The sequence below is a fragment of the Leclercia sp. LSNIH8 genome, assembly GCF_002920195.1.
Lineage (GTDB): Bacteria > Pseudomonadota > Gammaproteobacteria > Enterobacterales > Enterobacteriaceae > Enterobacter.
This window is the reverse complement of record NZ_PQJY01000015.1, coordinates 22,345-37,323: the sequence shown is the minus strand read 5'-3', so window position 1 is coordinate 37,323 and position 14,979 is coordinate 22,345. Positions and strand designations below refer to the sequence as shown.

Genomic DNA, 14,979 nt, shown 5'->3' with positions numbered 1-14,979 from the left:
GTGAGGTGAAGCCGTTATTGAAACCAGGTGCCGTTGCGCCAATGCCGGTGCCAGATCCAGCCCAGAGAGAGCCCCCGCAGGGCCAGGAACACGCTCAGGGCCAGCCACAGGCCATGATTCCCCAGCCAGGGCAAGGTGAACAGCGTCAGACCAAACCCGGCGGCCGCGACGGCCATACTGTTGCGCATCTCTGCGCCACGGGTTGCGCCGATAAACATGCCGTCGAGCAAATAGCACCAGACCCCCACCACCGGCAAAATCACCTGCCAGACAAGATAATGGCTCGCCAGCGCGCGCAGCTCTGGCAGCGAAGTCAGCAGCGCCACGATCGGGTTGCCCGCCAGGGCATAGACAAGCGCGAAGGCCAGCGCCACCATGCCAGACTGACGGCAGGCTGCCCGCCATACTTCACGCAGCTGGCCGCTTTCCCGGGCGCCATAGGCCTGCCCGGAGTGCGCCTCAACCGCGTAGGCAAACCCATCCAGCGCGTAGGCGGTAAAGGTGAGTAGCGTCATCAGCACGGCGTTAACCGCGATAATCTCGGGCCCCAAACGCGCGCCCAGCACCGTCAGCGCGCCGAAACAGAGTTGCAGCAGCAGCGAGCGCAGCATAATGTCCCGGTTCAGGGCCAGCAGCTTGCGGATATTGCCCCGCCAGCTCGCTTTCAGCAGCGCCAGGGAAATGCCGCGCAGAGCCAGCACCCGCCAGACCATCCACAAGCCAAGCAACAGGGTGGCGTATTCGGCGACAGCGGTCGCGAGAGCGGCCCCCTGCACGTTCATTTTCAGCCCGATTACCAGCCACAGATCCAGCACGATATTGAGCAAGTTACCCACCACCAGCAGGATCACCGGTGCCCGGGCATACTGCACCCCCAGCAGCCAGCCGAGCAGCACCAGGTTAGCCAGCGATGCCGGGGCGCTAAGCCAGCGGATCTCGAGGAAGCGCCGCGCCTGATGCAGGACATCCTCGCTGCCGCCCACGATATGCAGCGCCAGATCGATAAGCGGTGTGCGCAGCAGCACAATCAGTAACCCGGCGCCGAGCGCGAGGATCAGCGGCTGCACCAGCGCCCGGGCCAGACGCAGCGGATCTTTCGCACCATAGGCTTGAGCGGTGAGACCGGTGGTGCTCATACGCAAAAAGAGCAGCAGCATAAACAGGAAACTGGTTGCCGTGGCGCCGATGGCGACACCGCCCAGATAGACCGGAGAGTCGAGATGGCCGATAACGGCGGTATCCACCAGCCCCAGCAGCGGGACGCTGATATTGGAGACGATCATCGGGAGGGCAAGACGCCACAACGCCTTGTCTGAAGCAGTCAGCAGAGACATGTGTATGACCGGCAGAAAAAAGAAAAGCAGACTGCGGGGTTGCCGCAGTCTGTCAGAAAGAGGTTATAACCATTCGCCGTTGCGGATGACGCCTACCGCCAGCCCTTCGATGGAAAAGTTATGTTCACGCAGATCGACAACAATCGGGGAAAACTCGCTGTTTTCCGGCAGCAGCTGTACCGTGTTGCCCTGTTTCTTCAGGCGTTTAACGGTCACTTCGTCATCTATGCGCGCCACAACCACCTGGCCGTTGCGCACATCCTGCGTTTTATGTACCGCCAGCAGATCGCCGTCGAGAATGCCGATATCCTTCATGGACATCCCGCTGACGCGCAGCAAGAAGTCCGCGCTCGGTTTGAACATGCCCGGATCGACCTGATAGTGGCCTTCAATATGCTGTTGCGCCAGCAGCGGTTCCCCGGCGGCAACACGACCGACAAGCGGAAGGCCCTCTTCTGCTTCAACCAGCAGACGAATACCACGAGACGCGCCGGAGACAATCTCAAGCACACCCTTACGCGCCAGGGCTTTAAGGTGCTCTTCAGCGGCGTTTGGAGAACGGAAGCCCAGACGCTGCGCGATTTCTGCACGCGTCGGCGGCATACCCGTCTGGCCGATATGATCCCGAATGAGATCAAACACCTCTTGCTGCCTGGTCGTTAACGCTTTCATTCCGCCCCCTGGGTGTATATACAGTTATGCTGTGAGTATATACAGCTAAAGGCGATTTTGGAACCACAAACCGCATAAAAAACCAGAGACTTGTTCGGTTTCTGAAGGCTTATCGCAAATGTTCCCAAAGCAGCGTGACCCAGGTAAACAGGGCAACGATAATCGCCATCAGCACAGCGGCAGAGCCCATATCTTTTGCCCGGCCCGAAAGCTCATGGAAGTCGCTACCAATGCGGTCGACCACCGCCTCGATCGCACTGTTCAGAATTTCGACTATCATCACCAACATTACCGATCCAATCAGGAGTACACGGGTGATGGGATCAACATCCAGCCAGCAGGCAATAATAATCGCCGCGATGACTGCTACCCCCTCCTGGCGAAAAGCGGCTTCATTGATCCAGGCAGCACGAATGCCTTTCCAGGAATAGCCGGCAGCTTTAATGATTCGGGTTAACCCAGTGGTATTGTTGGCCATTAAAAGAAACCTTTCTTCGAAAATAGCGTCAGAAACGGTGGCTTAAGCGCGCTGCGCTGCCGCCGGAAGTATGACGGGTAACAACAGAAATTTTGCGCGCTTTCTGTTATCCTTGCGCCGCAATTGCATTTTTAACCAGAGGCTTTACATCGTTTATGTCTGGCTGGCCACGAATTTACTACAAATTACTTAATTTACCATTAAGCGTCCTGGTAAAAAGCAAGTCTATTCCGGCGGTTCCCACGCTGGAATTGGGACTCGATACCTCGCGTCCTATTATGTACGTTTTGCCTTACAACTCGAAGGCCGACTTGCTGACGCTGCGCGCCCAGTGCCTGGCGCACGATCTCCCGGATCCGCTGGAGCCGCTGGAGATCGACGGCACCCAACTGCCACGCTACATCTTTATCCACGGCGGACCTCGCGTATTCACCTGGTACACGCCGAAAGAAGAGTCCATTAAGCTGTTCCATGATTACCTCGACCTGCACCGCAGCAACCCGCTGCTGGATGTGCAGATGGTGCCGGTATCGGTGATGTTTGGCCGTCGTCCGGGGCGCGATAAAGGCGAAGAGAACCCGCCGTTGCGCATGCTCAACGGGGTGCAGAAGTTTTTTGCCGTAAACTGGCTGGGCCGCGACAGCTTCGTCCGTTTTTCACCGTCCGTCTCCCTGCGCCGCATGGCCGATGAGCACGGCACGGATAAAACCATCGCCCAGAAGCTGGCCCGCGTGGCGCGCATGCACTTTGCCCGCCAGCGTCTGGCTGCGGTAGGCCCGCGCCTGCCTGCTCGCCAGGATCTGTTCAATAAGCTGCTGGCGTCGAAAGCCATTGCCCGTGCCGTCGAAGACGAAGCGCGCAGCAAAAAGATCTCCCATGAGAAGGCGCAGCAAAACGCCATCGCCCTGATGGAAGAGATTGCCGCCAACTTCTCCTACGAGATGATCCGCCTCAGCGACCGTATCCTGAGCTTCACCTGGAACCGTCTCTATCAGGGGATTAACGTGCACAACGCCGAGCGTGTGCGCCAGCTGGCCCATGACGGCCATGAAATTGTCTACGTGCCCTGCCACCGTAGCCACATGGACTACCTGCTGCTCTCGTACGTGCTCTATCACCAAGGGCTGGTGCCACCGCACATTGCGGCGGGCATTAACCTCAACTTCTGGCCGGCAGGGCCGATCTTCCGCCGTCTGGGTGCGTTCTTTATTCGCCGTACCTTCAAAGGCAACAAGCTCTACTCCACCGTGTTCCGTGAATACCTCGGCGAGCTGTTCAGCCGCGGCTATTCCGTCGAGTACTTTGTGGAAGGTGGCCGTTCCCGTACCGGGCGTCTTCTCGATCCGAAGACCGGCACCCTGTCGATGACCATCCAGGCGATGCTGCGCGGCGGTACGCGTCCTATCACCCTGGTGCCGATCTACATCGGTTACGAGCACGTGATGGAAGTGGGCACCTACGCCAAAGAGCTGCGCGGCGCCACCAAAGAGAAAGAGAGCCTGCTGCAGATGCTGCGTGGTCTGAGCAAGCTGCGCAACCTCGGCCAGGGGTATGTTAACTTCGGCGAGCCGATGCCGCTGATGACCTACCTCAACCACCGTGTACCGGAGTGGCGTGAGTCCATCGATCCGATCGAAGCGGTGCGTCCGGCCTGGCTGACGCCGACGGTGAATGCCATTGCTGCCGATCTGATGGTGCGCATTAACAACGCCGGGGCGGCGAACGCCATGAACCTGTGCTGTACCGCCCTGCTTGCTTCGCGCCAGCGCTCGCTCACCCGCGAGCAGTTGACCGAGCAGATCGACTGCTACCTGAACCTGATGCGCAACGTGCCCTATGCCGCCGATGCCACGGTGCCGACGGCCAGCGCCAGCGAGCTCATCGATCACGCATTGCAGATGAATAAGTTCGAGGTCGAGAAAGACACGATCGGCGATATCATCATTCTACCGCGCGAGCAGGCGGTGCTGATGACCTACTACCGCAACAACATCGCGCATATGCTGATGCTGCCGTCACTGATGGCCGCCATCGTGACCCAGCATCGCCAGATCAGCCGTCAGGCGCTGCTGGAGCATGTCACTGCCCTCTACCCGATGCTGAAAGCCGAGTTGTTCCTGCGCTGGAACAGCGACGAGCTGGCAGAGGTGCTGGATAAGCACACTGAAGAGCTGGTCCGCCAGGGGCTGATGACGCAGAAAGAGGACGTTCTGGTGATCAACCCGTCCCGCTCACGCACGCTACAGCTGCTGGCGGCGGGTGCGCGCGAGACCGTACAGCGCTACGCCATCACCTTCTGGCTGCTGAGCGCCAACCCGTCGATCAACCGCGGTACGCTGGAGAAAGAGAGCCGTACCCTGGCCCAGCGTCTGTCGATGCTGCACGGCATCAACGCGCCGGAGTTCTTCGACAAAGCGGTCTTCAGTTCGCTGGTATTGACGCTGCGTGATGAGGGTTATATCAGCGACAGCGGTGATGCCGAGCCGGAAGAGACGATGAAGATTTACCAGATGCTGGCAGAGCTGATCACCTCTGACGTGCGCTTAACGATTGAGAGCGCGACGCAGGGCGAGTAATGCGTAAAAAAGCCGGGTGGCGCTAACGCTTACCCGGCCTGCATGTTCTGCCAAATCGTAGGCCGGGTAAGGCGAAGCCGCCACCCGGCTTTTTTTATGCCCAATAGCTAATCGCTAACCCGACAAACAACACCAGACCAACATAGTTATTGTTCAGAAACGCTTTAAAACAGGCCTCGCGCTCACGGTTGGCAATGAGCTTTTGCTGGTAGATAAAGAGCACGCCCGCCGCCGCGACCGCCGCGTAAAATGCGCCGTTCAATTGATTCAGGTAACCAATTGCCACCATCAGCGCCAGCACCGCGACCTGCAAAATCCCGATGATCAGCTTGTCCTGACGACCAAACAGAATGGCCGTCGATTTAATGCCAATCTTCAGATCATCGTCGCGGTCAACCATCGCGTACTGGGTATCGTAGGCCACCGCCCAGAGGATATTGGCCAGGAACATCAGCCAGCAGCTCAACGGCACGCTTTCGCTGACGGCGGCAAAGGCCATGGGGATCGACCAGCCAAACGCGGCGCCCAGCACCACCTGCGGCAGATGGGTGTAGCGCTTCATAAACGGGTAGACCCAGGCCAGGGCCAGCGCTGCCACGGAGAGCAGGATGGTCATGGTGTTGAGGGTCAACACCAGCAGGAACGAGAGCAGGATCAGCACCACAAACAGCGTCCGCGCCTCTTTCTCCGTGACATCCCCGCTCGGCAGCGGACGATTGGCAGTGCGTTTCACGTGGCCGTCAAATTTGCGATCGGCATAATCGTTAACCACACAGCCCGCTGCTCGCATCAGCCAGACACCCGCCACAAATACCGCCAGGATCCACAGCGGCGGCAGCCCGGGTGTCGCAACCCACAGCGCCCACAGGGTCGGCCACAGCAACAGCAGCGCACCGATCGGCTTATCCGTTCGCATCAGCCGGTGGTACGCCAGCAGCTTGTTCTGCGTCAGACTCCTCTCCATTTTCTCTTCCTCTTAGTACAACGGTGACGCCGGTAAAAACAGCTCGGTCAGCAGTAAGGGTTTGCCGCTCAAGCGCAAGCGGGAACGGCGTCCCCATAATCCGGCATCGCGTCCAATTTCAATAAAATCACGGGTCAGCTCGGAGGAGGTGAACAGATAGCGTCCCAGCGGGGTTTTGCCCATCTGCTGCAGCGCCATCTCCGGCCCGGTGAGGGTAGATTCTGGCACCACCGTGCGCCCGGCCAGCCACGGCTCGCCGTCGGCACAGAGCAGGATCTCCCGCAGCCAGTAGCGCGCCTCTTTCGGCAGCAACGGCAACTCATCCGCCACCGCGTCAGGCGTGACGAATCCCTCCTGAATGAGGGTGACGGTGACGTTCTTGCCCTGCTGCTCAAAACGTTTGGTCATGGAATCTTCCAGCAGCAGCCAGTCGAGCTGCTCCGGTTCCAGGGCAGGGATTTCGTCAAAATAGCGCAGCGCACGCAGTTGCGTTAGCGCGGGGTGTGACATGCCAGACTCTCCGATACATAACGTAAAGCTATTGTATCGCAGAAACGCGCAATGCGGGCGGGCAAACGTGAGTTAGCGAACATTATCGCAACAGAGATGCAACAGCGGTGTAAATCACAAAAAAAGTGCGCCCGTAGGGGCGCACCAAACTACTGACAAAATCAGCATTGTGGGGAGACGGTCACCCCTTGCCTTTTACACTGCTGATAAAGGTGGAACGGGCAGTGGTCGAGCCTAAACGCTCTGCTTCATCCAGCAGTTTTAGCGCTTTGTCGACATCACCTTTAGCGACTGCCTGCTTAATGGCCTGATTAAAGTAGGCTTCGGTATCGGTCAGTACCGGCTCGCTCTTCTTCGCCGGGGCCGGGGCAACGGCTGGCGCGGCAGCCGGAGCCGCAGCAGGTGCAACCGCTGGCGCAGCATAGACCGGTGCCGCGGTATTGCCTACGGTGACCGGGCCAGGGCCGGAGGAGCCAAACAGCGGGCCGACCAGCACGCTGGAGGTGCTGTTGGTGGAGACTTTCAGCTTCAGCTGGCCATCCGTCACGTGACGGGCAATCGGGTCCGGAATATCCGGTACGGCGTTGCCGGTGCCTTTGGCATAGGCTTTCGCCGGATCAATCAGTTTGGTGGTTTGCTGCAGATCTTTGTCGGTGGTAAAGACCAGGACGTACAGTTTCTGCTGACCCAGGGCTGGCGTCAGGCGCATAACCCCTTCCAGACGATCGGCGCTCATCACGCCCGGCTCCTGGTAGGTGAAGTATTCGCTTGGGAAGTAGGCAGATGGCGTCAGGTTCTGATCCAGAATCAGCACGTTCGGTGCAAATACGCTGGTCTGTTTATCTACCACGCTTGTCAGCGTCAGGGTGATTTCGCCGATATTAGCCGGCACACTGTACGCCGCCACCGGGCCGGCGATCCCCGCCACGTTTAAGGTCTGGCCGCCGGCAGAAAGCTGGGTGGTCTGGGTTTTGGACTGATCGACAGGCGTCCAGACCAGCTGTTGCAGCGCGGCTGCCGGAACCGCAGGCGCAGCGCTGGTGTTTTGTGGGACGAAATTGACGTTTGCAAGCGTGATGGCTGGAGCTCCTGCCAGCAGACCTGCGGAGAGGCACAGCGCGACGAGACTTTTTTTCATTTTCATTATGTTTACCTCAGATTGCGTTAGCACTGCGGTGGCCAGGCAATAGCGCGCAGCACCCTATGAAGAGAGGGGCTTGCGCCCCTCTTTTAGGTCAATACATCAGGTGTTACGACTTACCACCAGATTTCCATCTGGGCACCGAAGGTCCACTCATCGTTGTCGCCACGGCTGAAGGTTTTCGCGGAGGTGTCGTTGTACGCTACGCCAGAGGTGTAACCTGCACCAGAGTCGTTATTCGCGTAACCCCATTTCTCATCCCACTTGGCGTAGGTTGCGAAGACGCGGATAGCCGGACGGGACCAGATGCTGTCGCCAGCCTGCCACTGTTGGGCCAGGGTGATTTTGTACTGGCTGTTGGTGTCGTCAGTTTTCTGAGATTTGACGTTGTCGTAGCCCACTTCCAGCAGGGTGGACATGATTGGCGTCCATTTGAACATCGGACGAACACCGACGGTCCACCACTCGGTACCGTTGTTGTTGTCCAGGTCGATGTTCTGGTACATACCGACGTACATCAGATCCCACTGGTCAGCCAGGGTGACAGCACCGTGGTCAAGAACGCGGATCATGGAGCCGTCGTTGTTCAGGCTCGCACCCTGCGGAGTACCTTTACCGTTGGAGGTCATGGAGTCTGTTGCGTACTGAACAACAAACTTGTTAAAGCCTTTCAGCATGCTCTGGGTGTGTTCAGCGGTGAACATCCAGCCATCTTTAGAGGCGCCAGGCTGCAGGTAGTAGTCATCAGGAATGTTGGTGTGACCGTAGTCAACGCCCAGCTCCAGAGTACCGCCTGGGTTGATTTCCATACCGGCTAAACGAACGTCGAAGACATCGTTTGGTACGATATTATCGTAAATACGGTCGCCATTTGCATCGAAGTCGGCAAATGCAGAAGAGCCGCCGGACTCAGAAGAACGGGTCGCTGCCAGAGAGAGTTTACCGAAGCCCAGATCGATGTTTTCGATACCTGCACCAGGACCGGAGATATCCCAGTAGTAGAAGTCGATCATGTGAACGTCATGACGCTGATAGAAGCGCTTACCGGCCCAGATAGTAGAGCCTGGCAGCCATTCAATCAGGTTTTTACCCTGCACGTTAGCTTCACGGAAGGCAGGGCTGGTAGATTCCCAGTCGTTCTGCTGAGAAACAGAGTAGGCTACGTTGGTGTCGAAGTAGAAGCTCTTGTCGCCCTCTTTCCACACTTCCTGACCCAGTTTCAGTTCGGCATAGGTTTCACATTCGTTACCAAGACGGTATTTGCTCTGTGCACCTGTTGCCTGGAAACACTGTTGTTCGCCACCACTCCCGGTCCAGCCAATGCCAGAACGAGCATAACCTTTGAAGTCTACAGCGCCGGCCTGGGCAGACATGATGCCTGCCGCAATGGCGAGTGCCAGAGGGACTTTGCGCAGAGTAATCATTATTCTATCTCCTGAGATCATTGCTTTTCTTTGAACACTTCACCTGATGGTTTCGTGCTTATTATTGGGATTGCTTAAACGCCGGGCTCTTGATGCAGCCGACGACATGCGGTGCCATCCTCACGGAACAGATGGCAGCGCTCTGGCGGCAAGCCGATAGCGAATGTGGCACCCTCTTTTACCAACACCACGTCGTTCTGGCGGTAGACCAGGTTCTGACGAATGGCTGGGATCTGGATATGAATCTGTGTTTCGTGACCTAACTGCTCAACCACCTGAACCTCGCCCTCCAGGGTCACATCAGCGATGTGACTTGGCAGCAGATGTTCAGGACGGATCCCGAGGGACATGTTGGCCCCCACGTTGACGTTTACGCTGTCTACCGGCAGCCACACCTGCTGGCGGTTCGGCAGCTCAACCTGAACCTGATCGATGGCAGTGGCGGTGACTTTTACCGGCAGGAAGTTCATCTTTGGCGAGCCAATAAAGCCCGCAACAAAGCGGTCTGCCGGGTAGTGATAGAGCTCCAGCGGTTTACCCACCTGCGCCACGCGACCGGCATCGAGCACCACAATCTTGTCGGCGAGAGTCATCGCTTCGACCTGATCGTGGGTGACGTAAATCATGGTGCGACCAAGACGCTTGTGCAGACGGGAAATCTCAATACGCATCTGCACGCGCAGCGCGGCGTCGAGGTTCGACAGCGGTTCATCGAGCAGGAACACGCGCGGCTCTGCCACCAGCGTACGGCCAATCGCCACGCGCTGACGCTGACCACCGGACAGGGCCTTCGGCTTACGGTCCAACAGATGCGCCAGCTGCAACACTTCAGCAACCTGGGTCACGCGCTGGTTGATAGTCTCTTTTTTGGCGCCCGCCAGCTTGAGGCCGAACGACATGTTCTCGGCAACGGAGAGGTGGGGATAAAGTGCATAGGACTGGAAGACCATCCCGACACCGCGCTCCGCAGGCGGAATATCGTTCATGCGGGTATCGCCAATCATCAGATCGCCGCTGGTGATGGTTTCCAGACCGGCAATCATACGCAGCAGCGTGGATTTACCGCAGCCTGACGGGCCAACAAAAACCACTAATTCACCTTCCTGGATATCGAGATTGATATCTTTCGATACCACCACGTCACCCCAGGCTTTCGTTACGTTACGCAGTTCTACGCTCGCCATGCCCTACTCCCTTCGTTACAGCCTGTCATCAACAGAAACATTCAATATGGGCTGACTATGCGGTATCGGGGCGTTTCGCGAATCCTCCACCCCCAGCCTTTTTTATGGGGGAGGAGGCGGGAGGATGAGAGAGTGGACTCCGCCAGCGCCCCCCGGGGGCGGAGGCAAAATTCGTGATGTCACCGGCAAAATTCATCGCTCTTTTGTGTGCGCCAGGACACATAACTGAAATTTATGCAACGCAGATCACATAAAGCGGGGGTGGGGCGTAGGGGCCAGGAGGATGGAAAGAGGATGTCAAATAAGGAGACTGAGCGACGTTGAACCACCTCAATGTATCCACAGCACATCACCAAAAAGGATGGCAGATATGAATATCAAGACTGGCGCACGCGTTTTCGCATTGTCCGCCCTTGCAGCAATGATGATTTCCGCACCGGCGCTCGCCAAAATTGAAGAAGGTAAGCTGGTAATCTGGATTAACGGCGACAAAGGCTATAACGGCCTGGCTGAAGTGGGTAAAAAATTCGAGAAAGATACCGGCATTAAAGTCACCGTTGAACACCCGGACAAGCTAGAAGAGAAATTCCCACAGGTTGCTGCAACCGGCGACGGCCCGGACATTATCTTCTGGGCCCATGACCGTTTCGGCGGCTATGCTCAGTCTGGCCTGCTGGCCGAGATCTCCCCGGATAAAGCCTTCCAGGACAAGCTGTTCCCGTTTACCTGGGACGCCGTGCGTTACAACGGCAAGCTGATCGCTTACCCGGTTGCGGTTGAATCGCTCTCCCTGATCTACAACAAAGACCTCGTACCGAACCCGCCAAAAACCTGGGAAGAGATCCCGGCGCTGGATAAAGAGCTGAAGGCGAAAGGTAAGAGCGCGCTGATGTTCAACCTGCAAGAGCCGTACTTCACCTGGCCGCTGATTGCAGCCGACGGCGGTTACGCGTTCAAGTTTGAAAACGGCAAATACGACGTGAAAGATGTCGGCGTGGACAACGCAGGGGCGAAAGCGGGTCTGACCTTCCTGGTTGACCTGATCAAGAACAAACAGATGAACGCGGACACCGACTACTCCATCGCAGAAGCGGCGTTCAACAAGGGCGAAACCGCGATGACCATCAACGGTCCGTGGGCGTGGTCCAACATCGACAAGAGCAAGATCAACTACGGCGTTGCGGTGCTGCCAACCTTCAATGGCAAGCCGTCTAAACCGTTCGTTGGCGTGCTGAGTGCCGGTATCAACGCCGCCAGCCCGAACAAAGAGCTGGCGAAAGAGTTCCTGGAAAACTACCTGCTGACCGATCAGGGTCTGGAAGAAGTGAACAAGGATAAACCGCTGGGTGCCGTCGCGCTGAAATCCTTCCAGGAAACCCTGGCGAAAGATCCACGCATCGCCGCCACCATGAGCAACGCCGAGAAGGGCGAAATCATGCCTAACATCCCGCAGATGGCTGCCTTCTGGTACGCCACCCGTACTGCGGTGATCAACGCCGCCAGCGGTCGTCAGACTGTGGATGCTGCGCTGAAAGATGCTCAGGGTCGTATCACCAAGTAAGTAAAAGCGGCGGGTGGCGCTTCGCTTACCCGCCCTACAACTACGGTTCGAGCCGTAGGTCAGGTAAGCGGAGCGCCACCTGACAATAAGTTTTCACAGTTGTAGAGGAAGAACCCCATGGATGTCGTTAAAAAGAAACACTGGTGGCAAAGCGACACGCTGAAATGGTCAGTGATTGGTCTGCTGGGCTTGCTGGTGGGTTACCTTATTGTTTTGATGTACGCCCAGGGGGAGTACCTGTTTGCCGCCATGACGCTGATTTTAAGCTCGGTCGGCCTCTATATTTTTGCTAACCGCAAAGCCTACGCCTGGCGCTATGTCTATCCAGGTGTTGCCGGGATGGGGCTGTTTGTCCTGTTCCCGCTTATTTGCACCATCGCCATCGCTTTCACCAACTACAGTAGCACCAACCAGCTCGCGCAAGAGCGCGCCCAGCAGGTGCTGATGGATCGTTCCTATCAGGCCGGCAAGACCTTTAACTTTGGTCTCTATCCCGCAGGTGACGAATGGAAGCTGGCGCTAACCGACGATGCCGCAGGCAAATATTACGTCTCCGACGCCTTTAAATTTGGCGGCGAGCAGAAACTGGCCCTGAAAGAAGCCGATGCTCTCCCGGAAGGGGAACGCGCCAACCTGCGCGTCATCACCCAGAACCGTCAGGCGCTGACCCAGATTACCGCTGAGCTGCCGGACGAAAGCAAAGTCATCATGAGCTCACTGCGTCAGTTCTCCGGTACTCGCCCGCTCTACACGCTGGACGATGACAGCACGCTCACCAACAACCAGACCGGCGTGAAGTACCGCCCGAATAACGACATCGGCTTCTACCAGTCCGTGAATGCTGACGGCACCTGGGGCGACGATAAGCTCAGCCCGGGCTATACCGTCACTATCGGCTGGGATAACTTTACCCGCGTCTTTACCGACGAAGGCATCCAGAAACCGTTCTTCGCGATCTTTGTCTGGACCGTGGTCTTCTCGGTACTGACCGTGATCCTGACCGTGGCCGTTGGCATGGTACTGGCCTGCCTGGTGCAGTGGGAAGCCCTGAAAGGCAAAGCGATTTACCGCGTCCTGCTGATCCTGCCGTATGCCGTACCGTCGTTCATTTCGATTCTGATTTTCAAGGGTCTGTTCAACCAGAGCTTTGGTGAAATCAACATGATGCTGAGCAGCCTGTTTGGTATCAAACCGGCGTGGTTCAGCGACCCGACCACCGCCCGCAGCATGATCATCATCGTCAACACCTGGCTCGGCTATCCGTACATGATGATCCTGTGCATGGGGCTGCTGAAGGCGATCCCGGATGACCTGTATGAAGCGTCTGCCATGGACGGAGCTACCCCGTTCCAGAACTTCTTTAAGATTACGCTCCCGCTGCTGATCAAGCCGCTGACGCCGCTGATGATTGCCAGCTTCGCCTTTAACTTTAACAACTTCGTGCTGATTCAGCTGTTGACCAACGGTGGCCCGGACCGTCTCGGCACCACTACGCCCGCAGGTTATACCGACCTGCTCGTGAGCTACACCTATCGCATCGCCTTCGAAGGCGGCGGTGGTCAGGACTTCGGTCTGGCGGCGGCCATCGCCACCCTGATCTTCCTGCTGGTGGGCGCGCTGGCAATCGTGAACCTGAAAGCAACCCGCATGAAGTTTGACTAAGGAGGGTACTGAAAATGGCTATGGTCCAACCCAAATCACAAAAGTTACGTTTACTGATTACCCACCTGGGTCTGCTGATTTTTATCGCGGCAATCATGTTCCCGCTACTGATGGTTATCGCCATCTCCCTGCGTTCGGGTAACTTCGCCACCGGTAGCCTTATCCCGGAGCAAATCTCCTGGGAGCACTGGAAGTTAGCGCTGGGCTTCAGCGTGGAGCATGCCGATGGCCGCGTCACCCCGCCGCCGTTCCCGGTGCTGCTGTGGCTGTGGAACTCGGTGAAAGTCGCGACCATCACCGCGATCGGTATCGTGACGCTCTCCACCACCTGCGCCTACGCCTTTGCCCGTATGCGCTTCAAAGGGAAAGCGACGCTGCTGAAAGGGATGCTGATTTTCCAGATGTTCCCGGCGGTCCTGTCCCTGGTAGCCCTGTACGCGTTGTTTGACCGTCTCGGCCAGTACGTGCCCTTTATCGGTCTGAACACCCACGGCGGGGTGATTTTCGCCTACCTCGGCGGGATCGCGCTGCACGTCTGGACCATCAAAGGCTATTTCGAAACCATCGACAACTCGCTGGAAGAGGCCGCGTCGCTGGATGGCGCCACCCCGTGGCAGGCGTTCCGTCTGGTGCTGCTGCCGCTCTCCGTACCGATTCTGGCGGTGGTCTTTATTCTGTCGTTTATCGCTGCCATCACCGAAGTGCCGGTCGCTTCACTGCTGCTGCGTGATGTGAACAGCTACACCCTGGCGGTAGGGATGCAGCAATACCTCAACCCGCAAAACTACCTGTGGGGCGACTTTGCCGCAGCCGCCGTACTCTCCGCTATTCCGATCACCGTCGTCTTCCTGCTGGCCCAGCGCTGGCTGGTGAACGGCCTGACCGCGGGAGGCGTGAAAGGTTAAGTTTCATTGTTTTTCCACTGCAACCCTCAACTTTGCCTAGATGTCTTGATCCAAACTTGTGACTGTATTCGGCGGCCCTCGGGCCGCCCTTTTTTTATTCCCGCTTCAGTCGCTTCGAGTTGCACAGCCAGAGGGTGACCACCAGCAGCAGAATAGCCGCCGAGTAGAGCAGCACGTCGAGGGGCGATTTATGATCGACGATGATAAGCCGCACAATCGCGGTGATGCCAATGTAGACAAAGTAGCGCAGCGGGAAGTGAAAGCCAGACTGAAAGTACTTGACGATCAGGGCGATAAATTCGAAGTAGAGAAAGTAAACCACCAGCCCTTCAACCAGCTCGTATTTGCTGGTTTGCTCAGGGGCAAAAAGCACATCAGCCAGATGCACTGTCTCTTTACCGAGGAAGACGACCAGGATCAGGCCAAGGCTCAGCAGACCCAGGTTTAGGACGGTCTGCAGAATGGTTGAGATAAACTCAACGCGTGGGCGAGTCAGGGATGTCATACAGCACCTCATTCTCCGGGGCGAGATTCCTGTATAACGCAAAAATGTGACGGGGATCTATAT

Annotated in this window: 13 protein-coding genes; 4 read left to right on the top strand and 9 right to left on the bottom strand. The window is 57.3% G+C overall.

The genetic code is table 11. From position 1 onward, the window contains the following. Positions 1-14: 14 nt before the first annotated feature. The 3 genes from dinF to C3406_RS24280 all read right to left on the bottom strand — a co-directional run bounded on the left by dinF (position 15) and on the right by C3406_RS24280 (position 2,484). Positions 15-1,334 (bottom strand): MATE family efflux transporter DinF, encoded by a 1,320-nt coding sequence (dinF, locus tag C3406_RS24290; protein WP_103825394.1) that lies wholly within the window; start codon positions 1,332-1,334, stop codon positions 15-17. A gap of 63 nt (positions 1,335-1,397) precedes the next feature. Further along, on the bottom strand, positions 1,398-2,006 hold the full coding sequence (gene lexA, locus C3406_RS24285) for a transcriptional repressor LexA (RefSeq protein WP_103825393.1): 609 nt from the start codon (positions 2,004-2,006) through the stop codon (positions 1,398-1,400). A 109-nt stretch (positions 2,007-2,115) separates the two neighbouring features. Next, complete coding sequence (locus C3406_RS24280) at positions 2,116-2,484, bottom strand: diacylglycerol kinase (protein WP_103825392.1); 369 nt, start codon at positions 2,482-2,484, stop codon at positions 2,116-2,118. A 155-nt stretch (positions 2,485-2,639) separates the two neighbouring features. Here C3406_RS24280 and plsB point away from each other — a divergent pair, with 155 nt between their 5' ends. Further along, positions 2,640-5,060, top strand: coding sequence for a glycerol-3-phosphate 1-O-acyltransferase PlsB (gene plsB / locus C3406_RS24275; protein WP_103825391.1), 2,421 nt, complete (start codon positions 2,640-2,642; stop codon positions 5,058-5,060). Between the two features lie 94 nt (positions 5,061-5,154). Here plsB and ubiA read toward each other — a convergent pair whose 3' ends face one another. The 5 genes from ubiA to malK form a co-directional block, all read right to left on the bottom strand. Then, entirely contained in the window at positions 5,155-6,024 is an 870-nt protein-coding gene (gene ubiA, locus C3406_RS24270) for a 4-hydroxybenzoate octaprenyltransferase (RefSeq protein ID WP_103825390.1), read from the bottom strand. Positions 6,025-6,036: 12 nt separating this feature from the next. Then, positions 6,037-6,534, bottom strand: a complete 498-nt coding sequence (gene ubiC, locus C3406_RS24265) for a chorismate lyase (RefSeq protein ID WP_103825389.1) — start codon at positions 6,532-6,534, stop codon at positions 6,037-6,039. A 181-nt stretch (positions 6,535-6,715) separates the two neighbouring features. Then, positions 6,716-7,678: a maltose operon protein MalM gene (malM, locus tag C3406_RS24260; protein WP_103825388.1), complete on the bottom strand. Its 963-nt coding sequence runs from the start codon at positions 7,676-7,678 to the stop codon at positions 6,716-6,718. A 113-nt stretch (positions 7,679-7,791) separates the two neighbouring features. Continuing rightward, the gene (locus tag C3406_RS24255; RefSeq protein WP_103825420.1) at positions 7,792-9,102 is read right to left on the bottom strand and encodes a maltoporin; all 1,311 of its coding nucleotides are present in this window, start codon (positions 9,100-9,102) and stop codon (positions 7,792-7,794) included. A gap of 71 nt (positions 9,103-9,173) precedes the next feature. Next, the gene (gene malK / locus C3406_RS24250; RefSeq protein WP_103826504.1) at positions 9,174-10,283 is read right to left on the bottom strand and encodes a maltose/maltodextrin ABC transporter ATP-binding protein MalK; all 1,110 of its coding nucleotides are present in this window, start codon (positions 10,281-10,283) and stop codon (positions 9,174-9,176) included. Between the two features lie 370 nt (positions 10,284-10,653). On the opposite strand from malK, the gene malE reads away from it, so the two are divergent. The 3 genes from malE (at position 10,654) to malG (ending at position 14,411) form a co-directional block, all read left to right on the top strand. Further along, positions 10,654-11,844 (top strand): maltose/maltodextrin ABC transporter substrate-binding protein MalE, encoded by a 1,191-nt coding sequence (gene malE, locus C3406_RS24240; RefSeq protein ID WP_139157118.1) that lies wholly within the window; start codon positions 10,654-10,656, stop codon positions 11,842-11,844. A 117-nt stretch (positions 11,845-11,961) separates the two neighbouring features. After that, on the top strand, positions 11,962-13,506 hold the full coding sequence (gene malF, locus C3406_RS24235; protein WP_103825385.1) for a maltose ABC transporter permease MalF: 1,545 nt from the start codon (positions 11,962-11,964) through the stop codon (positions 13,504-13,506). Positions 13,507-13,520: 14 nt separating this feature from the next. Further along, on the top strand, positions 13,521-14,411 hold the full coding sequence (gene malG / locus C3406_RS24230; RefSeq protein WP_032615951.1) for a maltose ABC transporter permease MalG: 891 nt from the start codon (positions 13,521-13,523) through the stop codon (positions 14,409-14,411). 94 nt (positions 14,412-14,505) lie between these two features. Here the strand turns inward: malG and psiE are convergent, their stop codons facing one another. After that, on the bottom strand, positions 14,506-14,916 hold the full coding sequence (gene psiE / locus C3406_RS24225; protein WP_103825384.1) for a phosphate-starvation-inducible protein PsiE: 411 nt from the start codon (positions 14,914-14,916) through the stop codon (positions 14,506-14,508). Positions 14,917-14,979: the final 63 nt, after the last annotated feature.